This window comes from Marinimicrobium hydrolyticum (assembly GCF_030848505.1).
GTDB lineage: Bacteria > Pseudomonadota > Gammaproteobacteria > Pseudomonadales > Cellvibrionaceae > JAVDDU01.
Map to the genome: position 1 here is coordinate 413503 of NZ_JAVDDU010000002.1, position 22841 is coordinate 436343.

Consider the following 22841-nt stretch of genomic DNA (forward strand, 5'->3'; position numbering starts at 1 on the left):
GTGGCGTGCGGATGGGATGCAATCCCTATACTCAGATATTACCGGCACGGACGCAAGTTACAGGCAAAAAAAAGCGCACCCGAAGGTGCGCCCTTTTATCTAGCTTGCTACTAACCGATGTTAGAAGTTAGCTCTAACTTCGAGAGAGTAACGACGGTCATTGATGAACCAGGACCGACCCAGCTGCAGATCACCATCAACCTGCTGATAGGTTCTGGTCTGGGTGTTCAGCAAGTTTACAGCCTTCATACCAATCGACACATTGTCGTTAATGTCGTAGTAGATAGAACCGTCCAGGAAGCCTGCATCGTCGTTGTATACCGGCAAGCCGGTAATAACGTCACGAGAAGTCAACAGGTACTTAGAACGCCAGTTGTAAGCCAGACGCAAGCTCCAGTCGTTCTTCTCATACATAGCTACCAGGTTAGCCGTGTGGTCTGATTGACCTTGCAACGGCACTGAATCGCCAAACGCGTAAGTGTTCTCGGCAGCCTCGTCAACCGGTGCTGTCGGATCCAGGTTCGGGTTGGGCACACCGCGCGCGCGAATGTAAGAGTAGTTCGCTTGCAGACCCAAGCCGTCCCAAGGTGCCGGCAGCATATCGTAGAACTGCTGATACGCAACCTCGAAGCCATTCATAGTACCGGTATCACCGTTGGTGGGACCAGCGACACGAACGGTTTGAGCCACGCCCGATACGGGATTTACGAACTGGCGATCAAAGGCACCGTTGATAAAGAAGTTCTTCAGGTCCTTATGGAACACAGAGAACGTCAACGAACCAACGTCAGCGAAGTACCACTCAAGAGACGCATCGTACTGGATGGACTCCATGGGCATCAGGTTGGGGTTACCCGCTGAACCAGTCCAGCCATTGTGGGTGATGCTGTTTGGGTCTACCAAACGAGTCTGCGCCAACGGATCACCATCATCGTTCAGCGGCGTGTAGATGGTCGGATCATAGTCCTCATGCTCCGGATCCATCGCTGCGGGAGATTCGGGGTGCGGATTCTCGTTGTTGTAGTAGCTAAACCGGTTAACGTTGAAACCCTGACTGCCAATATTGGTGTAGTTACGCAGGTCACCAATGTCCGGCAGAGCAATGGCCTTAGATACCGCAAAACGTGCGATCAATTCGTCAGTCAAATCCGCCTTCAGGTTCAAACTAGGCAAAGTATCGTAGTACGTGCGCTGGTTTTCGTTAAAGGTGGACACACCATTACCGAACTGACGGAATGCCGGATCAACATAGTTGAGCGGGTCAGACAGGAAGGCCGCATCGCCTTCGTCCTGTACATCCTCGTCGAACAGCAACGGATAGTCTAGAGGATCAAAGTTGTACGGATCCCAGCCTTCCGGTGGCACGTGGTCCGGACGCAGGTGCGGATAAACGGTATTACCCGTGGTGTCGTTGGTGATGCGCACGTAGCGAACACCTACGTTACCGCTGATGGGAATAGCACCCAGCTCGGTCTCGAAATCGACACGCACGTATGCGGCGGTGTTGGTTTCGGTAGTGGTATTGATCTCGTTATCCAGGAAGAAACCGTCCTGAATATTTCTCGGGATACAGTTGTCTGGATTGTTGGGATCGGGATCTACCCGCTCGCCGGCCGGACGGAAGTCCTCACAGTTGTACTGCAGAGGACCGAAGGCATTGCCCCAGTTGTGATAGTCCTGAGTCAAGGCATCGGTTGGGTGCAGAACAAGATTATTACCCTGGATATTGGCAGTGCCACCGCGATGGAAGTCGCTCCAATCGATCACCTGATGCTGGTTATGTATTCCTGCTTCCTGAACAATATCGGAATCCAACCAGCCCACTGGGCTTTGCCAGATCGGTGCCAGAGCACCCCAGTTGTACTGGGAGAACCTTACGGTCTGCTCGCGCTCGGCGAAACGAACACCCGTGCGAACACCACTGATAAAGCCATCCATAAAGTAGACGGCGTCCAAGCGGACAGCGGTGGATTCACCTTCACTGCGCTCAAAGTGGTCCATAGCGGCGTTGTAGTTGTACGACCGGGGATCGGAGAAGTAGTTGTCCACCGCGTAGCTGTGGCCAGGATACGCGTCACCGTCGCCATCCCGATAGTGCTCTAGGGCTTCGTCACTGGCGTAGAACCAGGGACTAACCACATCGACCGAGGGCGTGCTGCCGGAAAGGTTGTAACCCTGAATCGCGTGGGTCATAAACATCAAGGTGACATCGTCATCCTCTGTTTCTGCGCGGATGTGCTGCAGATCGAAGCTAATACCCAAGTTGTCGGTAGGCGTCCACTCCAGGTTAAAGGCGTAGTCGTCCACAATAGTGCGGGTCTTCTTGAAACGGTTGTCCGTCTGGAAACGATGCCCGAAATAAGGCATATAGTCAGCTTGACCGGCGGTGCCGCGACTGGGAATGCGGTTGCTGCCCATGCGCCAGCCACCGGAGTCACCAATGTCAGTCAGAGCACCGCTGACAAATACACCATCGTCGTCAAACTGGTACTGCTCACCGGGGCCGGGGTAGGTACTGTTACGGTTGTAACCAGTTTGGTACTTAATGGCATTCTCGGTCCACGCCAAAGTGGCGTCGGAGCGCATAAACTGCAAAGAGGCCAACCAGGCGTCATCGTTGCTGCGCCATTGGGTAGCCAGGGCGATACCGGTACGCTCACGGGTATCTTCCTTCATGGTCAAGTTGGAACCGTTGGGAACCAGCACGCCTCGTTGGCCGACCTGCACGCCCGCTGGCGCGTCTACAAAGGTACCGTCGTAGACATAAGGGTTAGCCACGTTAGCAAAAGCGGGCTCACCGGTAATGGGGTTCATCACCGGATCACCATCGGCATTTTCGATTGGACGGAAGTCATAGCGGTCCGTCTGAATACCGTGCGAGCTAGCTTTCAGCTCAGAGTGAGCCAGGTTGATCAGGAAGCCGAACTCACCAGCAGCAGTTTCCCAGCGATCGCTGAACAAACCGGAATACGTAGGAGTCCACTCGCCCATCATGTCACCATAGGTGACGTCGGCGGAGAAAGACATCCGGCGACCGGGCTGGTCGAAAGGCTTACGGGTGATCAGGTTGATAGTACCGGCAATACCACCTTCAATCATGTCGGCGGTTTGGTTTTTAAAGATCTGCACACCACCCATCAGCTCAGGGGGAACGTCCTGGAAGCTGAGGCCACGACCGGAGTTGGCGGTAAAGGAGTCACGACCGTTAAATTCACTGCGGGTCTGAGACATACCGCGCACTACGGCGCCGGAGCCTTCTACACCAAAGTGGTCAGGGTCGTTGGCGGCCGCGAAGCGCTCGATAGAGACGCCAGGGAGACGCTGCATAGCTTCCAACACGCTGCGATCCGGAAGAGAGCCGATGTCATCAGCGGAGATGGCATCCACAAAAGTATCCGCATCACGCTTTATGTCCTGAGCGTTTTGCAGGCTCTGCCTAGTACCTTGAACCAGGATTTCTTCCAGCGCCGCTGAACTTTCTGCATTTCCGTCCGTCTGAGCGGAGGCAACAACGCTGGACAAAACCAGTAGCGAAGATGCGAGAGAGACGATCCCGGACTTCATTCGGGGTTTCTGGGTAGGAATAGTCATATAGCGTGATCTCTTTATATTTATGGACATATTGTTATTCGTGTCGGCGTGGGCTTGCGCTCTAGAATCCTAGCACCAGCTCTTATTGGGCGAACGCGCCCAGGCCGGCCTGCAAGACGAAACCTCACTGACCCCGAATGATGCTCGATACAGATCTAATAGTCAAACAGAATAGGTGAGAAAGAAAGAGTGGGCCGCGCGAGACTTGTTCAGTCCCATCTTCGCAGCCACCAACCAAGCCATTCCTGATCAAAAACCATCCAAGATTCGCCTCGCGCGCCGACTAAAAGTCAACTCCCGGAGCATAGCGAAACCAAAAAATCCTTTCCTATCAACTAGTTGCGCCCACCCTCAGCCAGCACGCGGTCATATCTTAAACAGCTGCAATCCCTCGCCAATTAGGCTACCAATGGCCAGCCAATAATCAATACCGCCACCGTAGTCAGGCCCACCACCAAATTCATGGGCAGCCCCACTTTAAGAAAATCGGTAAAACGGTAACCACCCGGACCATAAACCATCAGATTGGTTTGGTAACCCAACGGGGTCGCGAAGCTGGCCGAAGCGGCCATCATGATCGCGAAAACAAAAGGTTCAGGGTTAAGGCTGGCCTTCTCGGTCATCTCCAGAACAATGGGCAACATAACAATCGCCGCCGCATTATTGGTGATCGACTCTGTCAGTAGCGACACCACCACGTAGGTGAGCAACAGGATCAGCCAGGGATGACCGCCACTCAAACCAATGGTGCCTTCCGCCAACACTTGGGCCGCACCGGTTTTATGCAGAGCTGCCCCCAGGGCAAACGAAGAGGCAATAGTCAGTAACACCACCGGATCCAGACTTTTCTGGGCCTGGCCGGCTGAACAGCAGCCGGTAATGAGCATGGCGGCCGCCCCCAACAGAGCCGCATTCAGCATGGTGGTCAGCCCCGTGGCCGCACTGAGAATTAACGCCGCGAGAATCACCCAGGCCAAATAGGCGCGCTGGTGCCGCGGGGGTTCAGTGTTCAAGTCATTCACCAGCAGAAAGTCCTTGTTGTAACGCTGACGGCTGACAAAAGCGGGCCGGGCTTCCAGCAGCAGGGTATCACCCGGTTTAAGCTTAATTGTGCCCAAGTTGCCCACCACCCGCTCACCATTGCGGGCCACGGCCAAGACCACCGCCCCGTAGCGCTCGCGAAACTGAGAGTCGCGAATGGTTTGGTTGATGCAATTACTGTGGGGGGAGATCACCGCCTCGACCAGCCGACGCTCCCGGTGTTCTTTGCCGAGTGTGGGCTCATCACCGTTAGTAGAAGGCACTATGCCCTTGATCCGCAACAGATCGGAAACCGCTTCGGTGTCGCCGGCAAAGACCAACCGATCACCCGCCTGCAGGGGTTCCTCAGAATCAACGGCGGGCACAATGGCGCCGGCGCGCTCAATCTCTACCAGATAAATGCGCTTAAGGTTACGAAGTCCCGCTTCCATCACCGTCTGCCCCACAAGAGGCCCGTCCGACGCGACCGCCACCTCCAGGGTAAACTCCCGCAAATTGCCGAACATGCTCTTATCGCGGCGATCCGGCAGCACCCGCGGGAACAGCCAAAGCATAAACGTCAGCCCCACCACCGCCACTGGTAGGCCCACGGCCGTAATAGAGAATAAGGAAAAACCGGCTTCGCCGGTCATCACTTGGTACTGGCCGTTGACCACCAGATTGGTACTGGTGCCAATCAGCGTGAGCGTGCCACCCAGTATCGCGGCGTAGCTCAACGGAATCATCAACTTGGAAGGCGCTATATCAATGCGCTTCGACCAGCTGCGAATGGCCGGAATCATGGTGGCGACCACAGGCGTGTTGTTTAGGAAAGCGCTCAGCAGGGCGACCGGCGCGCTGATACGCAGTTGCGCCGCACGCTCGCTTTTTGGGGTACGCAGTAGGGAGTTCACCAAGAGGTCCACCCCGCCCGAGCCGTGAATTCCCGCCGCCACCACGAACATGGCCGCCACGGTAATCAGCCCGGGATTGCTGAACCCGGCAAAAGCCTCTCCGGTGGTGAGCACGCCAGTTGCCAAAAGCACAATCAGCACCCCGGTCATCACCAAATGGGCGCCGATACGAGTGGCAACCAAAATGGCCAGCGCACCAACGGAGAGCGCCAAGGACAAGTACCCCTGCCATTCCATACTGAATATCCATCTATAAGAAGAAGCTCGGCAGCTTAACCAATGCGCCAGGCGCGGCAAAATAGTTATTGGCTCTACCTATATAACAGGAAGGCATATGGTACTGCTCCATCAGTACAGTCTATTTTGAGCAACTTCTTTCGTTCAACGACCGCACTGGTTTAGCGCAGCCAGAGGGTCAGCTGAAAAAAATGCCAATTCAAGCTGGGTGCGCGCCCTCAAGTCATGTCCTATGCATCAACAATCAACGCACCAGCTTGGGACGCTGGGCGCTAATCGTGCGCAGTTCAAACGCGCTGTCACGTCCTTTCAATTCGACAATCTTAAAATATCTTTATAAAAAACAATCACTTAAACCATTTTTAATCGATGGCACATGCCTTGCAGGAGCGGAGTCCAGAGACCGCCAACTTTGTGCCTATCAGTTTCGCTTTGCACAAACAGTGAACACCAATGAGCGAAACCTACGCACCACAAGCGGCCACCCACTCGCCCTCGTATGGATGATGTTTTATGAGTTCCAACAACCTGAATGTACTGAATGTTTCTGAACCCAACATTCGTGTGCTGCATCTAACGTGGTTCGCGTTTTTCCTGTCCTTTGTGGTGTGGTTTAGTCATGCACCATTGATGCCTCTGATCGTAGAGACGTTTAACATGACCTCGGATCAATGGAAGGCGCTACTCATTCTCAATGTGGCGCTGACCATTCCGGCCCGGATCGTGGTTGGTATATTGGTGGACAAGTTTGGCCCACGCCTGGTGTTCAGCTGCCTGCTGTGTGCTGCTGGTCTGCTCTGTTTGGCCTTCGCTTCGGCGCAAAGCTTTGAGCAATTGGCCTTTTTGCGCTTCTTGCTAGGGTTCGTGGGTGCCGGCTTCGTCATTGGCATACGCATGGTGGGTGAATGGTTTCCGGCCCGGCAGGTGGGCCTGGCGGAGGGCGTCTACGGTGGCTGGGGCAACTTCGGTTCAGCGGCTGCCGCTTTTATTCTTCCTACATTGGCGGTGAGTGTCTTTGGTGGCCTGGGCGGCTGGCGCTATGCCATCGCCTGCACCGGACTAATCGCCATTGCCTACGGACTGGTGTTCTACTGGCGCGCTCGCAATACCCCCAAAGGCTCCACCTACTTCAAGCCGAAGCGCTCGGGTGGATTGGAAGTCTCCAGCAAAAAAGACTTTTGGATGTACGTGGCCATGAACATTCCCATGTACATTATCTTGGGCGTACTGGCTTGGCGCCTGTCACCGGCCTACATTGGCTTGCTAAATCAAACCACCACTTACCTGTTGTACGTGGTACTGGTGGTCCTGTTCGCCATACAGTTCAGCCAGATTTACCGGGTCAACCGGGACATGCTCCGCCACGGTGTACCCGAGCATGACAAATACGAATTCAAACAGGTGGCCATTTTGAACTGGGCCTACTTCGTTACTTTTGGTTCGGAGTTGGCCGTGGTGTCCATGTTGCCAGCGTTTTTTCTGGAGACCTTTACCTCCCTAACTCTGACCCAGGCCGGCATGCTTGGGGGCGCTTTTGCCTTTATGAATCTAGTGGCACGCCCGGGCGGAGGTTGGTTCAGCGATAACTTCGGACGCCGGAAAACCATGTCCATTTTCATTACCGGACTGACGATTGGTTACCTGATCTTGTCCCAAGTGGGTTCCGGCTGGCCCATTTGGCTCGCCGTCATGGCGGTAATGTTCTGTTCGTTCTTCGTACAGGCCGGTGAAGGGGCTGTATTCGCCATGGTGCCATTGGTAAAACGACGTATGACCGGCCAAATCGCGGGCATGACCGGCGCTTATGGCAATGTCGGCGCGGTAACTTACCTCACCATCTACAGTTTCGTGGATACGTCCACATTCTTTATGATCATCGCCGCGTCGGCTGCTATCGGCTTGATTCTGGTTCAACAGTTGACCGAGCCCAAGGGTCACATGAGCGAGATGATGGATGATGGTACGCTGCAAAAAATCGAACTGACCTAAAAAATAGCTCCTGCCGATAGCCACCAGTGGTCGCTATCGGCAGACTCTGCCCGGACCTCCCATGGATCATCTTCAATCGACGCTCAGGATCGCCTTCGCTCAACGCAGCGAAGCTGGTCGTAAGCCGGAAAATCAGGACACTCTGGGCGCGCGCCTGCCGGAAGACCAGCAACTCACGTCCAAGGGTATCGCTATGGCGATCGCTGACGGCGTTAGCAGTAGCGACGCCGCCCGCGAAGCGAGCCAAACGGCGATCATCGGTTTTCTCACCGATTATTACGCTACTCCCGACACCTGGCGCACGGGGCCGTCAGCGGTCCAGGTGATCCAAGCACTGAATCGAAGCCTTTGGGGGCGGAGCCGGAACAGCGTTTTGGGCCAGGGCTATCTCACCACTTTTTCAGCATTGATTTTGAAAGGCGATACCGGTTTTATTTTTCATGTGGGAGACACGCGCGTTTACCTGCTGCGAGACGGCGAACTGGAACTGCTTACCCGAGACCACAACCAACGCATTGATGAAGACACCGTCTATTTGAGTCGGGCCTTGGGGGCCGACCTCAACTTGGAAGTGGATATGCATTCGGTCCAGCTGCAACCCAACGATGTGTTTGTGCTGACCAGCGATGGCATTCACGACAGCCTGTCTGCCACAGAACTGAGCAAACTGGTGAATGATCACCAGCAAGATGTAGAAGCGTTAGTGGCTCAGGGGATTGCTCGCGCTCTGGATGCGGGCAGTACGGATAATCTGAGTATTCAAGCGGCCCGCATTGAGCAGACGGGCCATGCCAGTCAGGACGACGCCGTACGGGTACTCTCGCGCCTGCCCTTTCCACCGCTTCTGGAGCCCGGCCAAAGCCTGGACGGTTTGACGGTGAAGAAAATTCTGCACGAGTCCAACCGCAGCCAGGTTTATCTGGTGGAGGATGATGCCGGTCGTGCGCACATTATGAAAACCCCATCACGCCTGCATGACGATGATCCCGCCTACCTGGAGCGCTTTGTCATGGAGGCCTGGATCGGCGCGCGCATTCACAGTCCTTACGTGGTTAGGGTGGTAACTCCCCCTCAGGCTCGCTCCAGCCTGTACTACTTAACCGAGTATGTGCCAGGTCCCACTCTTGGACAAATGCTGAGCGAACGGGGGAAACTGGATATTCCCGATGCCGTGGAAATGATCGGATACTTAATTCGGGGCATCCGCGCTTTTCACCGCAAGGAGACTCTGCATCAGGATTTAAAACCGGACAACATTGTGCTGAGTCGCAATGGTCCAGTAATCGTGGACTTTGGCTCTTGCTGGGTAGCCGGCGTGGCGGAAATTCAAACACCTATTTTGCGGGACAAAATTTTAGGCACACTGGATTATTCCGCCCCGGAATACCGTTACGGTGGCGAGACTGGCCCTCACTCTGATCAGTTTTCTCTAGCGGTTCTGCTCTATAAAATGCTGACGGGCAAAAGCCCTTTTGGCAGCGCTTATGGCAAAGCCATGGATCTAAAGAGTTTTCAGAAGTTGCGTTACCGTCCGGCAAGCCGAATCAATCCTCTGGTGCCGTTTTGGTTGGACAAAGCGCTGGAGAAAGCTCTGAGCATCAATCCCAATCACCGTTACGATGCTCTGTCGGAGTGGTTGCAGGATTTGCAGAGGCCCAACCCGCGATGGGCTTCACCTGGGCAGCAGCCGCTGCTTGAGCGAGATCCGGAGCAAGTATGGCAAGCAGTCGCTGCCATAGGCTGGGGCTTCGCGGTGCTGCTGGCCTTTATGCTTTTTAGTTGAACTGGTTTCTACCTTAGGTGCCCGCGATGGCGATTGGGATACTACTTCCGACCACCCCACTTTGAACCAGCAAAAAAAGGGTTAGAGTGTTGATTTTAACCGGCACCAATGTAAAACCCCGCCACCGAGTCCTAAGTGCTGGCGACAAGTACTCGGTGCTCTGTTTTAAGTGCGAAGTGACGCTGGTTCGGGAGTGGTATCGAGACCTTCGGCAACAGGGATGTTGTCGCAGAGCCTCCATGGAGGGATTCACGGCGTGTCCCGGTACCACTCCCGCAACCTCCATCGCTGGCACCTAACGCGAATAAGAAGGCTTGGTCTCTATCTCCGTCGCTAGCACCCAGCAACTTAGTCTTCGTCATCCAACAAGCAAGAACAGGTCTCCGAAGTAGCTCTCAATCCATTTTCGCCGTTGATCAGCCGCTCGCCCCACTCGGATAATTGGTTCACGTCAAAGCCCACCACAATATCCAGAGAATCCAATCCCCCGGCCGTAGTATTTCCGGACCAGGACCAACCCAGGTAGCCAACGCTGTGTTGTTCCGCCAGCTCGAGGATTCGGTCCACCGCCACGACGCCGCGATCGCCATGATCCGCCGCGAACTCACCCACGATTAACGGCAGGTTCTTGGCCAGAAAGTTATCGAAGTAATCGTCAACTCGATTGTCATTGTCGTAAACGTCGTACATGTGCACCGAAAAGATCACATTGCCATCCGGATCGGCATCGAAAATCTGCTGCGCACCTGGTCCATCGCGCATGGTGTTGGTCCAGTCCTGGCCCCAGTTGGGCGCATCTACCACTAGGGCATGACGCAAACCCGCGCAGCGAAGTGTCTCTACGGCTTCGGTATGAAATTCAATCCAGTTTTCCTCGTCCTCCTGAGCGTTAGAAAAATTACCCAAAGGCTCGTTGGCGATGTTGATAATGACCGTGTCTTCGTGACCCTCGATAGCGGCGCGAATATCGTCGTCGAGCCAGTAGTCCACCGCTGTTTGCGGATGAGCTGCCGAGCCGCCTTCTGGCCAACCGGTGGCATCGTGAACCTCCAGCATGGCCACCATATTGTTCTCTGTGGACCAGCGAACAATATCGGCTACGGCCGCACCGTTGACACGATTCCACTGGGCGCCATTGGCCAACACCACCCGTACCGTATTCACACCGACGCTCGCCATATCGGCAAACTGTTGTTCGGTGTCGCGTGTGGTGTACCAGGCGTAAGGATAGTTAACGCCCCGCATGACAAAGGGCTCACCGTTGACGTCGTACAAGGTGCTCCCTTGCACATAAAACCCGGGAATTTCGCCCGCCAGTTCGACGCATTCGGGCTCCTCGTTGACCGAAGAGCTGGACGAACTCGATGAGGACGAACTACTGCTGGATGGTTCAGGAGTGGTGGATCCGGAGCTTCCGCAGGCTGCTATACCGATGGTCGCCACCAAGCACACCGAAAGTATTTGTAACCGCCCTGCCAATACTTTTTTAATCGCTTGCATACTCGCACCACCTGTGATTTCTGGTAAGTCATGCCGATACTGGGGCTTCGGCGTATTATTGTTTTCGTCGCCATGTTCATTTTAGGCGTAATTTTTCATCATGCAGCTCCTTACCGTGCTCGTCTCCACAAAGGTGACTAAGTTAGGAGCTTTATTGCTTCTATCATAGCGCGACCGTTGTGATAGGGCCCTTTCCAAAACCCAAGTTTGTAAGGAACGATCTCCGGCTGAGCATCTAACGTGGAAAGCCAAAACCACTCTCCGCCCTCGGTGTCAATTTGGTAGGCTTTGATAAACGACCACACGTCTTCAGCGGCGGTTAGGTAGCGCCCCTCTCCGCTGAGCGAATAAGCTTTAAGGAAGCCGACTAACGCTTCAGCCTGCACCCACCAAATGCGTTCCACGTGGCAGGATTGTGAGGAAAAATCGTACGCGTCGACTAACTCACCATGATCGCCCATAGCTTCGTTCACACAAGCGTTCGCCAAGCCTAGAATACTGTCCTGGAGGCGCTCCGTAACTTTTTCATCGCCTAATGAATCAGCCGCTTTGGCCAAAAGCCAGCTGCATTCAATATCGTGGCCATAGGTATAACCGGGGGAATAATCCTGCCAGTTTTCGTCGAGAAACATACGCAGGTGAAAGTTTTCTTTATTGATCAGATAGCGCTCGAAACACTCTATACCATAATGCAGCGCCTCCTTAACTTCCGCCTTAGGTGCCGCTTTGTGCAAAGTCGTGTACGCCTCCACCACATGCAGGTGGGTGTTCATGGTTTTGGGGTAATTCAGGTCTTTATCACTTAGACGCACATCTTCCAGTGGACTCCAGTCCCTGGCGAAGGCTTCAAGGTAGCCACCTTTGCTTCGGTCGCGGGCATGCTGTTCCAAAAGCTCAAAACAGCGCAGGGCTTCCTCCAGTGCCTCGGCATCATTCGTCAGTTGGTAGTAAGCCACTAGAGCGTAGATGGCGAATGCTTGAGCATAAACCTGCTTTTTACCGTCAATCACTTCGCCAGCACAGTTTACTGCCCAGTAAGCGCCGCCGTGCTCTCTGTCAATAAAATGTGCACGCAGGTAATCAAAGGCCCGTTTCGCTGTCTCTTGGTAGCGCGGGTCCCGGTCTTGCGCCGCCAGCTCAGCAAAGAACCACAATATTCGGGTATTCAGGACGACACCCTTGTCGGCTGTCGGGACCGGTAGGTTGTCCGCGCCCACCTCGCCGTAAAAACCACCGCGCTCGTGATCTATGCTGTGCTTCAACCACCAGTTCGCGATGCTGTTCAGCTCGGAACTGAAGTCGGCTTTCAGTCTCTCCATGTGCGATTGCGTTGCCACGCTTGGTGCCGTCATCAGCTCAAATCCTTGAGTATTTTCAGGTTCGCGGCGATCAATTTATTGCGTTTGGCCACGGAAGCGGCGGATCGCAATCCATCTTCCGGGGTGTTGGTGACATAATCGACCAGCTTGTCGACGGTGGAGGTCGCCACATGCAGCCGAGTGTCCGATGAAGCGTAATAGATAAAGACTTCGTTTTTGTCGTTAACAATCCAACCGTTGGTGAACACAACGTTGGATACATCTCCCACACGCTCATCTCCACGCGGCGCAATGAAATGCCCAGCAGGCCGGTGACTAACCACCCAGGGACGTTCCAACTCAGTCATAAACATGTACAACACATAGCGCAATCCCGCAGCTGTGTTACGTACGCCGTGCGCCAGATGCAACCAACCGTGATCGGTTTTAATGGGCGCCGGCCCCTGACCATTTTTGACTTCCTTGATAGTGTGGTACGCCTTGCCATCCACAATCACTTCTTCTTTAATTTCGGCCCCGTCCATAGTGTCACTGAGGCCCCAGCCAATGCCGCCGCCTTTACCCACACTGATAAATCCGTCCTGCGGGCGTGTATACAACGCATACTTGCCGTCCACTAATTCCGGATGTAAAACCACGTTGCGTTGCTGGCCGGTATGCGTAATTAAGTCGGGCAAACGCTCCCAGGCCACTAGATCCTTAGTGCGGGCGATACCACACTGCGCTTCAGCGGCGGACAGATCGTCCGGGTGATTTTCGTCTTTGCGTTCAGTGCAAAATAAGCCGTAGATGTAGCCGTCTTCATGTTGCGTTAAACGCATGTCGTACACATTGGTATCTGGCCGATCTGTTTCGGGAAGCGTTATCGGGTAATCCCAAAAACGAAAGTTGTCTACGCCGTTAGGGCTCTCCGCAATGGCGAAAAATGACTTACGATCGTCGCCCTCCACTCGCACGGCGACAATGTAACGACCATTCCAGTACAAGGCGCCGGCATTAAAGGTGGCGTTGACACCCTGGCGTTCCATTAAATGCGGATTAGTGTCCGGATTTAAATCGTAACGCCAGATAACCGGAGCGTGAGCCGCCGTCAGCACCGGGTTTTGCCAGCGGCTATAAACACCGTTGCCACCCGCTGCGGGTTTGTTCTCTCTTTTTAGCAGCGCTTCCTGCTCGCTGAGCAGCGTTTGAATGGATTGCTTAAACTCATTCATTGATCAGATACCTCTGTGTTCAATAACTGTTTGCGTACTGCAGCCTTAGTGACTCCGCGGGGCGGAGACTCAGTGTTTTGAAATAATGGCAGCGTCGGCCTGCTCCACGAGCTCCGCCGGCATATCGTCTGGGTAGTCCTGCAACTTGCACCACCAGTTACGCCACAGGAACAGGCTGGTAATCGCGATGACCAACAAAGCAATCATGAATTCCGGCCAGTGTTTGATAACCATAAAGATCGGCGCAGCCACCAGTGCCGTCTGCCAGACCATGCCGACCAAGACGTTCACCGCGTCACGTCCGAAATCGGTATTGGCCTTTACGTTCGGGTAATCCACTTGCACAGCTTCGCGCACCGGCCCCCACCAGCCCCAAGGCCTAACTTTCACATAGAAGCGTTTGAGAACTTCCATATCATCGGGTTTGGTCAGCAAGGAGCCCGCCACGCAGGCAAACAAACTGGCCGCCAACATGTAGGGAAAGGTGTGTAAGGGTGAAAGATCCGTCAGCGCCATGGGAAGAGCGATGGCCAGGCCCGTAACCATGCCGTAGAAATAGCCGAAACCATTGAATCGCCACCAGTACCACTTGAGCACATTGGAGGCCACGTAAGCTCCGAATAGCGCGCCCACAATCCATTGAATGATGGTATGCAGGTTGGGAATAAACAGGCCGATTATCACCCCCAACACGACAAACGAAACGGAGACGATATAGCTCATATATACATAGCGCTTAGGGTCGGCATCCGGATTGATGTAGCGCTTGTAAATATCGTTAACCACATAAGCGGGGGCGGCGTTGGTAGTGGCCGCAAAAGTGGACATAAAGGCTGCCAGCAAGCCCGCGATCAGAAGCCCCAGGAAGCCGGCTGGCATAAACTCGCGCATGGCCAGAGGAAGAATTTGCTCAAAGTCGACATCCGTGCCCATGGCCCGCAGCTCAGGTATGAAAAATACCAGTGACAACACCGTCAGACCGGCAATCAGCATATAGCGGGGGAACAGCAAAACCACGTTTACGAACCAGCTCATTTTGGCCGCTTCCGTGGGCGACTTGGCGGACAGCACCCGCTGCATATCATAGTTGGGTGCGGGGCCCGCCATGCTCTGCAAAATGCCTTTTAACAACGCCAACATGATGAAGATGGTAAACAAGGAATAGCCATCCTCCAGGATTCGGACGTTGGCCGCCTCCAGGGTGCCGCTCCAGTCCAAATCCAATTCCCAGCCAAAAAATATACTGGTCCAACCATCGGGCACGACCGCCGCCAGCATTTCCGGGGAGACCAGCTTCATGGCGATGACACCTACGGCGATACAGGCAACGGTCATGATGAAAAACTGCAGCACTTCCGTGAACACGACGCTGAACATGCCGCCCTTAACCACGTACACGGTAGTCAATGCGGTAATAATCAGACCGTAGAGTACTTCGTTCCAATAGGGGTCCGCTGACAACTCCCAGGGCAAGAACACGGTGGCAAACTTGCCGATGCCAATAAAACCGTAGGCGAGGAAACTGATCACGCTGATGAGTGCAAACACCACCACCACAAGGTGGGACAGCCTAGCACCGGTGCCTTCACCGAAACGGAAGGTGATCCACTCGGCGCCGGTCATTACGCCGGAGCGACGTAACCACACCGATAGAAACACCATCAGGAAAATTTGGTTGAACACCGGCCAGAGCCAGGGGATGTAAACACTGGTCAGACCATAGATGAACAGCAGATAGACCAACCACATGGTGCCACTGATATCGAACATGCCCGAGGCGTTGGATATGCCGAGAGTCCAATAGGGCAGCTTGTTACCACCCAGGAAGTAGCTGCGAATGTTTTTGGAGGCGCGGGCTGAAATCCAAAAACCAATGACGAGCGTCGCCACCACGTAGAGCACAATGATAGCGATATCTATAAAGGCGAGATCAAGCTGCATGAAATGAATTCCGACTATTATCGTGGCGTCGCCCAATTACGGTCCGGCAACGAGCTTTTTGTCTTCCGGTTCCGCTTCCCTGCCAAGACGGGGGATCGAAAGCGCCTGGCGTGCGAAAACGCAAAGTGTAATCGGTTACATGGCGCCTTGCAATATCTTCAGGCCCAGAAGAAACACCGAACTCGACAAGGACACCGGTAGTGGAAATCGCACCGCCATACGCTTAGGCCTCGACGGAAATCTGTCAAACACTTCGCGCCAGCCGCGTCATTGCTAGCTCTGCGCAGACTAAGGTACCGAAATCTCCTGTACTTTTAGGGTTCGGCCCATTATTCTAGGCGCCGATTTCTCCCAATCAATAATAAATTAGAACGAGGTGCTCTGTGTCAGCAGCTTCCCAACACAAACTATCCATCTTGGAAAAAAGCGGCTACGCCATGGGCGATGCGGCCGCCAACCTGGTCTGGCGCGGCGCTCTTGCCTATCTCGCCATTTTTTATACCGACACCCTGGGCATCTCAGCCGCCGCAGCCGCCGCGTTACTGCTCGTCGTGCGACTGTCCGACGGTGTGACCGATATCATTATGGGCATGGTGGCCGACCGCACAAAGTCGCGGCATGGAAAGTTCCGCCCCTGGGTACTCTGGTCAGCGCCTGTGCTGGCCCTATTTATGATCCTGGCCTTTACCGCGCCGGATGTCAGTACTGAGATGAAGTTGGTCTGGGCTTACTTTACCTACATCGGTTTGACGCTGGCCTACACCGTCAACAATGTGCCTTATTCAGCGTTGATGGGCGTCATGACGCCCAGCCACGAAGAGCGTAGCGTACTGTCAGGCTACCGCTTTGCGGGCGCCTTCGCAGGTGGCGTGCTGGTGATGGGCTTTACACCGCAGTTGGTAGCGTTCTTTGGCCAGGGCGACACCGCCCAAGGTTACCAATACACCATGTACATATTTGCGACGCTACTGGTTGCCTTGTGCATGATTACCTTTTTCACTACGCGCGAGCGGGTACAGTCCACGGCCAGTCAGGCACCGTTCAGCCAGGAGTTGAAGGACCTTAGCAAAAACCTGCCCCTGATTATCGTGCCATTGTTGGCGATCGCGGTGTTCTTTTACAGCGCAACCCAATCCCCCACCGCTGAGATCCGGCTGAACCCGTACTACACCGGCATAGTGTGCGCCATCGTGCTCTTCATTACCGGTTACTTTATTCGGAAGCTGATTAGAACGCCTGAGAGCAACACCACGCCGTCCCAACGCGACCTGATCGACCTACTGACGAACAAGCCCTGGCTGATGATTTTGGGCCTAGGCTTTCTCACCATGATGTTCAATGGCATCAAGTACGGCGTGATCGCTTACTACTTCACCCACTACGTAGGCCAGGCGACGTTGGCGGGCTGGTACTTCATCGTCTTGCTGCTCATCTCCATCTTTGCGGCTCTGGTGGCCGGTTATCTCACCCGCATGATGGGCAAGAAAACGCTGTTCACCATTTCTCTGGTGGCGAGCGGCGCACTCACGAGCCTTCTGTTCTTTGCGGGCCCAGAAGACATTCTTTATGTGTTCATCATTGGTGGCGCTGCTGAATTCTTTGCCGCGTTTATGCCGGTGTTGATTTTCAGCATGCTGGGCGATGCGGCCGACTATTCCGAGTGGAAACACAACCGTCGCGCTACTGGCCTGTTCTATTCCGCCGGCACTTTCATTCAGAAAACCGGTGGTGGTTTCGCCGGCGCTTTGGTACTGATTGTTCTGAGCGCCTACGGTTACGTGGGAACGGATCCTGCCACAATTGCCCAGGCCACGACTGGCATGATCCAACTTATGAGCTGGATCCCAGCCATATTCGCCTTCGTGTCCATTGCACTGCTGGTGGTTTACCCCTTGAACACCAAGCGCATGGGTGAAATCGAAGCGGACTTGCTGGCTCGCCGCGCCCAAGCCGGTGTAGCCACCAGCTAAGTTGGCTGGTTTACACTGACGTAACGAAAAAAGCGCCCCTTCGGGGGCGCTTTTTGTTTGTGAGCCTGAAACAAAACTTCAGAAGAACACAACTTGTTGTTCTAACCCTCGTGTACAGCTAGCCAGTCAGGCCAGCCTGTAGTAACTTGGTATCTTTATCCGCCAACGACAAAACTCTTAAAGAGTTCCATCCATGTCCAATATACGAGACGTTGCCCGCGAGGCGGGTGTATCCGTTGCCACTGTATCTCGGGCTTTAAGTGCACCAGAAAAGGTGTCTACCAAAGCCCTGGATAAGGTCCACAAGGCCATTGCCAAAGTCGGCTATAGGCCCAACATGCTGGCGCGGAATTTCCGCTCCACTCGCTCTTACGCCATAGTGGTTCTGGTACCAGACATTGCCAACCCGTTTTATTCGGGAGTGATCAGTGCCATAGAAGATCGAGCCCAGCAAAAAGGCTATGCGGTACTTTTAGGAGATACGCGCGGTATGCCGGAAAGGGAGTTGGAATACATACGGCGGGTAGAAACCCGACTGGCGGACGGCTTGATTCAATTGCGCCCCCACTCCAGCAAGATGCACGATGTGATCCCACCCGATTTGGCCAGCGTCAACGCGTGCGGTTGTGAGGACACCGCCGGGCCGTCCATCCGTATCGATAACCGCGGCGCCGCCAAAACCATGGTGGACTACCTGATATCGCTCGGACACAGACGTATTGGAGTGATCTCCGGGCTTACGGACAACCCACACTCCATCGATCGCATGGCAGGTTACAAAGAAAGTTTGGAAGCAGCGGGCATCCCGTTTGAAAAAGAGTTGGTGGCCGAGGGGGACTTCACCATGTGGTCCGGCCTTAACTGTGCCCTTCAGTTTTGCGGCATGAAAGAGCGGCCGACCGCTATTTTCTGTATGAACGACGAGATGGCCATTGGTGCCATCCAGACCCTCAAAGCCCAGGGTTTGCGGGTGCCGGAAGACATATCCGTGACCGGTTTCGACGATATTCCTTACGCTAAATATTGCGACCCGAACTTAACCACCATTTCCCAGCCCGCCGGGGACATTGGTAAGCTGGCCGTGGACATGCTGGTGCGACTGATTGGCGGTGAGACCCTTAACCAACCCGAATGCATTCTGCCGTCAGAGTTTATTGTGCGCAAAAGTACGGCGAGAGCACGGTCCTCCTAACCGTTGCGTCACCTGTGCACATAATCCTGCACCTCTGCCAAGAGCACCAATAAGTGGTATAGGGTGCTGGCAGGGGCGGTGCTCACGCTAATCTCATCCCGCTCATCCCGCTGGTCCACATAGGCTCCAGGGGTTGAAGCGCACAGGTAGTATTCGAACAGGTTGTGCAGCGCGCGGGCCGCCACTTGCTCCGCATCAGGATCGCCAGCTCGGGCTCGCACCAGACTGGCTTTAATCAATTCAGTGATTCCCCAGCAACGCTTGGTGCCCTTCAGCACTTGCCCATCCGGCGTCACGGCATCGTAGACTAGACCGCTCTCGCTTAAACCGATCTCCAAGCCTTTGCGATACAGGGCTTGCGTGTATGTGTCCACCGAACGACCCGAGCGGCGGCTGTACCAATCCAATAGCCATACCCACTCCATCATGTGGCCCGGCTCCACCTGCTGCCCCTCCTGGGAGTCGCTTCGGCTCCAATCGGGCTCAAAGAATTCGAACAGCACCTGTCGGTCGGGATCGAAAAAGCGACTTTCGAACAGACTCACCAACTCACCTGCCCGCGCGAGCCACTTGGCTTGGCTCGTGGCATCGTAGAGCGCCAACATGGCCTCCAATAGGTGCATATGCGGATTTTGTCGCCGGTAGGTGTAACGGTAATCCCCCTCCAACCAGCCGCCAAAATCCGCTCCAAAGCGTGCATCCAAGTGGGCCACCAACGCTTCCGCACTGGCGAGATAGCTCAGATCCCCAAAGGCGCGGTAACCCCAGGCATAGGCGAGGACCGCAAAGGCGTGGTCGTACAAATCCTGGCGCGCATCGATGACGGTAAAGTTGGCGTCTAACAGGTGTGTAAAACCGCCACCCGCGCTCGGGTGAGCGGTGTGATCCTCCATAAAGGCAATCAACTGGCGCGCCATCTCTTCGCCCCGGCACCAGCCTCGGTAGGAGGCAATGGCGTACACAAAAGCTTGGCGTGCCTGGACCCGAACCCGAACATTTGAATCTACGGCCGGACTGCCGTCTTCGTTTAGGCTCTCATAGTGGCCTTTGCGTTCCGGATGCGTACCCACTCGCTGCCAGAGTGGCAGGGCGTCCCGGACCGTCCATTCTTCCAACCGGCGGGCGAGCTCGTTCAGCGAATGCGTCATTCAATTGTCCTTTTAAAACCTTTCTGGTGGTCTTTGTGTGTGGTGGAGAGGGCAGCCATTATCGCTGGTTTCAATGGGAGGACCAAACACAAAAAAGCCCCGGCAGAACCTGCCGGGGCAACAACAGCTTGGGCTAGAGTTCCGCGGCTTGTCACCCTGAAAAGCCACAAACAACTCTCCGCCCGGAATAAATCCCAGGCAGGACTGCATCATGCCGCAAAATGTAACCGGTTTCAACAACTCGGCAAACTTTTTTTGTGTCTTAGAGGAGGCCTCAGACATTGGGGTAAGACCCTGCAATGTCGCGAGTCAGCACCAGTGGTATAATCGGACCCCTCATTCTCGCCCCCTCAACCCGAGAGGCTCTAGCCTATGTCATTGCTGCGCAAGCTTTTTAATCCCATCCTGATCTGGTTTGAAGGCGGGGATCAGCCCTACGCCTATCGACCGATGAACCGCACAATACTGTTGGCCATGGGCGCGATCTTTGTTGTCCTAGCAGGGGCCGTCGCATGGTTCAAACCGGCGGATGCTGAAACCGGTTACTGGGCTCCGGTAGTGATTTTCGGACTGGTGGGACTTGTGGCGCTGGTTGTGGGATTTCTAGGAAGTGATCGGGCGGTGGCAAAAATCTGGGGAAACAAATAGGAAGGGCAAGGGAAAAGTAGACATAAAAGCCCGGGCCAGTGCCGGTTAGACCGCTGGCCCGGGAAAACATGGAGAGCTCTGAACACAACAAGCTTCACTCGTTACAATCCCTATAAGTCAGTATCCCCACTCAGCAGCCTCCCAATAGACCCCTGAATGGACCGGCCAAAGGTAGGAAATTTGGCCAACCGACTTATAGTAAAAGTGATCATAAGGCAATCGGCGCCATATTGTCAATATGACTACAAAGTTTTTTATGCCGCTCCTACCCCAGGCTAAATCGCCACCCAGGACTGTACGTCTTCATTTGAACAATGAATATTCGACTAATGGAGGGTATCGCCACCCACTAAAGCCCGCACGTCTGCAGCGTCAAAATGGTAGTGGCGATTACAGAACTGACAGTCAATATCGATACTGCCCCGCTCCACCAGGAGCTCTTCCACGTCCTCCCGCCCTAAGGATAAAAGCGCCTGGGCACTGCGTTCACGAGAGCAGTTGCAGGAAAAACGCAAATTGGCGGGATCAAACAGACGCAAGGGCTGCTCGTGGAACAGTCGGTACAGCAGTGTTTTTTGGTCCAGCCCCAACATTTCCTCTCGGCTCAATGTATCGCTGAGTGCGCACAGGGTTTCCCAATGATCTTGGTTCTCTTCCTCGTCGCCGTGCAGTTGGCGAGGCAGGGCTTGCAACAGGAAGCCGGATGCCACTTGGTCATCCGCCGCAAACCAAAGGCGCGTTTTGAGTTGTTCCGACTGGTAGAAGTAGTGTTCCAGGCAACCGGCCAGAGTGTCACTCTCCATGGGCACCAGCCCCTGATACCGCTGCCCCTTATCGGGCTCTATGGTGATGGCGATAACGCCTTGCCCCAGCAGCGCACGCAAGCTGTGTTCCTCGTTGGCAACTTGGGGCGCATCCGGGTTGAGACGAGCGATGCCGCGCAAGTCCCGGTGCTTGTTGCACTCGGCCATGATCATCGCCACCGGCCCGTCGCCCTTGGCTTGAATGCTGATCATACCATCGAACTTCAGCGTACTGGACAGCAGGCTGGCGGCCGCAAGAAACTCACCCAGCAAGCGCTGAATTGGGGCCGGGTAATGATTATTACTGAGCACTTCTTGATAGCTGTCGACCAGAGTTACGATCTCGCCGCGCACATCGCAGTCATCGAATAAAAATCTGTGTAGTACATCTTTGTCAGTCATGGGTTACTTCACTATGTAAGCTTTGGAGGTGAGCGCGAGCCTTATAATCAAACTGTCGCGAACAGGCCAATGAAAATATTAGGCGAGCAAACAGCGGCTTACTCCTCTCCCTGCTGGCGCTGAAACTTGTGTATCTGCCGTCGCTCTTTTTTGTTGGGCCGGTGATCACTCACCAGATGCGCGCTCATACCCGCTTTGCGGCGAGCTGCCTGCTCCGCACGCTCGGCAATGCTTTCAGGAGTTTCTTCATACAAAAGCGCCGCTTCGGGGGCGCCCCGGCGTTGATCAGAGAGCGCAGCCACACGCACAGTTTTCTCATCAAAGCCCTGACGAATGCGCAGCGTTAAGCCCACAGTAATGTCCTTGCTGGGTTTCACTCGATGACCATCACAGTGGACCTTGCCCCCGTCAACCGCTTGCTTGGCCAGGCTGCGAGTTTTAAAAAAGCGCGCCGCCCACAGCCACTTATCGATTCGAACCTTGTCCATCGGTAACCCTAGCGCCCCAGTAGCCCGGGAGGCATGATTTCGTCAAAATGGTGGATGGCAGGATAACCCTCCACCGTGCGGCTGGTTTTACTGTCCGGCTGATGAATGCACAGTAAGTGGCCGATACCGTAAGTTTTGGCCGACTCCAGCACACTCGTGGTGTCATCAATAAATAGAGTGCGCGCGGGGTCAAAATGTTCACGCTCACGCAGCGCATGCCAGAAGGCTTGCACCTCCTTCGGCTCTTTGAACTCGTGAGAGGAAATGACAATGTCCAACCAACGATCAATGGCCGTGACATCCAACTTCAGGGACAAACTCTGCGGGTGGGCATTGGTAATCAGCACCAATTTCTTATCCAGCTGACGCAGGCGGGTGAGGAAGTCTTCCACGTGGGGGCGGATCTGGATCTTGTCCTTGATTTCTTCTTTCAGCTTGCGAACATCCACCGACAACGCCTCGGACCAATGCTCAAGGCAGTACCATTCAAGTGTGCCGCGGCGGCGCCGAATCAGCTCGTGCAGGTGCGCGGCGGCGGTGGATTCATCCAGCTCGTGAATCTCCGCGTATCGCCTGGGCAAATGCTCGAGCCAAAAAAAATTGTCGAAATGGAGGTCCAACAAGGTACCATCCATATCCAGTAGTACTGTGTCGATTTGTTGCCAATTGATCATGGGCACAG

At 54.6% G+C, this 22841-nt stretch carries 15 protein-coding genes; 5 read left to right on the forward strand and 10 right to left on the reverse strand.

Annotated features, from left to right (window positions below; genetic code table 11):
• Nucleotides 1-120 precede the first annotated feature (120 nt).
• Together RBH33_RS05030 and RBH33_RS05035 are read right to left on the reverse strand one after the other, a co-directional pair.
• On the reverse strand, nt 121-3591 hold the full coding sequence (locus RBH33_RS05030) for a TonB-dependent receptor (protein ID WP_306731047.1): 3471 nt from the start codon (nt 3589-3591) through the stop codon (nt 121-123).
• A 398-nt stretch (nt 3592-3989) separates the two neighbouring features.
• Nucleotides 3990-5762, reverse strand: a complete 1773-nt coding sequence (locus tag RBH33_RS05035) for an SLC13 family permease (RefSeq protein WP_306731048.1) — start codon at nt 5760-5762, stop codon at nt 3990-3992.
• 513 nt (nt 5763-6275) lie between these two features.
• Here RBH33_RS05035 and RBH33_RS05040 point away from each other — a divergent pair.
• Nucleotides 6276-7751, forward strand: a complete 1476-nt coding sequence (locus RBH33_RS05040; RefSeq protein WP_306731049.1) for a NarK family nitrate/nitrite MFS transporter — start codon at nt 6276-6278, stop codon at nt 7749-7751.
• Between the two features lie 61 nt (nt 7752-7812).
• Nucleotides 7813-9534, forward strand: a complete 1722-nt coding sequence (locus tag RBH33_RS05045) for a bifunctional protein-serine/threonine kinase/phosphatase (RefSeq protein WP_306731050.1) — start codon at nt 7813-7815, stop codon at nt 9532-9534.
• A 348-nt stretch (nt 9535-9882) separates the two neighbouring features.
• Here RBH33_RS05045 and RBH33_RS05050 read toward each other — a convergent pair whose 3' ends face one another.
• The 4 genes from RBH33_RS05050 to RBH33_RS05065 form a co-directional block, all read right to left on the reverse strand.
• Nucleotides 9883-11034 (reverse strand): glycoside hydrolase family 5 protein, encoded by a 1152-nt coding sequence (locus RBH33_RS05050; protein WP_306731051.1) that lies wholly within the window; start codon nt 11032-11034, stop codon nt 9883-9885.
• A 137-nt stretch (nt 11035-11171) separates the two neighbouring features.
• Nucleotides 11172-12386 carry an AGE family epimerase/isomerase gene (locus RBH33_RS05055; RefSeq protein ID WP_306731052.1) on the reverse strand — a complete coding sequence of 405 codons (1215 nt, stop codon included), beginning with the start codon at nt 12384-12386 and terminating at the stop codon, nt 11172-11174.
• Nucleotides 12386-13567 (reverse strand): 4-O-beta-d-mannosyl-d-glucose phosphorylase Mgp130, encoded by a 1182-nt coding sequence (gene mgp130 / locus RBH33_RS05060; RefSeq protein WP_306731053.1) that lies wholly within the window; start codon nt 13565-13567, stop codon nt 12386-12388. Before mgp130 ends, RBH33_RS05055 begins: the two co-directional genes overlap by 1 nt.
• 69 nt (nt 13568-13636) lie before the next feature.
• On the reverse strand, nt 13637-15508 hold the full coding sequence (locus RBH33_RS05065; protein WP_306731054.1) for a sodium:solute symporter family protein: 1872 nt from the start codon (nt 15506-15508) through the stop codon (nt 13637-13639).
• 383 nt (nt 15509-15891) lie between these two features.
• Between RBH33_RS05065 and RBH33_RS05070 the strand changes: the two genes are divergently transcribed.
• Together RBH33_RS05070 and RBH33_RS05075 are read left to right on the forward strand one after the other, a co-directional pair.
• Nucleotides 15892-17478: an MFS transporter gene (locus tag RBH33_RS05070; RefSeq protein ID WP_306731055.1), complete on the forward strand. Its 1587-nt coding sequence runs from the start codon at nt 15892-15894 to the stop codon at nt 17476-17478.
• Nucleotides 17479-17671: 193 nt separating this feature from the next.
• Nucleotides 17672-18670: a LacI family DNA-binding transcriptional regulator gene (locus RBH33_RS05075; protein WP_306731056.1), complete on the forward strand. Its 999-nt coding sequence runs from the start codon at nt 17672-17674 to the stop codon at nt 18668-18670.
• An 8-nt stretch (nt 18671-18678) separates the two neighbouring features.
• Here RBH33_RS05075 and RBH33_RS05080 read toward each other — a convergent pair whose 3' ends face one another.
• The gene (locus RBH33_RS05080; protein WP_306731057.1) at nt 18679-19818 is read right to left on the reverse strand and encodes an AGE family epimerase/isomerase; all 1140 of its coding nucleotides are present in this window, start codon (nt 19816-19818) and stop codon (nt 18679-18681) included.
• 372 nt (nt 19819-20190) lie between these two features.
• Here RBH33_RS05080 and RBH33_RS05085 point away from each other — a divergent pair, with 372 nt between their 5' ends.
• On the forward strand, nt 20191-20466 hold the full coding sequence (locus RBH33_RS05085; protein WP_306731059.1) for a hypothetical protein: 276 nt from the start codon (nt 20191-20193) through the stop codon (nt 20464-20466).
• 326 nt (nt 20467-20792) lie between these two features.
• On the opposite strand, the gene hslO is transcribed toward RBH33_RS05085, so the two are convergent.
• The 3 genes from hslO to yrfG all read right to left on the reverse strand — a co-directional run bounded on the left by hslO (nt 20793) and on the right by yrfG (nt 22833).
• A complete protein-coding gene (gene hslO, locus RBH33_RS05090; RefSeq protein WP_306731060.1) occupies nt 20793-21671 on the reverse strand; it encodes an Hsp33 family molecular chaperone HslO in 879 nt (292 codons plus the stop codon).
• Between the two features lie 98 nt (nt 21672-21769).
• A complete protein-coding gene (locus tag RBH33_RS05095; RefSeq protein ID WP_306731061.1) occupies nt 21770-22159 on the reverse strand; it encodes an RNA-binding S4 domain-containing protein in 390 nt (129 codons plus the stop codon).
• Between the two features lie 8 nt (nt 22160-22167).
• Nucleotides 22168-22833: a GMP/IMP nucleotidase gene (gene yrfG, locus RBH33_RS05100; protein ID WP_306731062.1), complete on the reverse strand. Its 666-nt coding sequence runs from the start codon at nt 22831-22833 to the stop codon at nt 22168-22170.
• Nucleotides 22834-22841 lie beyond the last annotated feature (8 nt).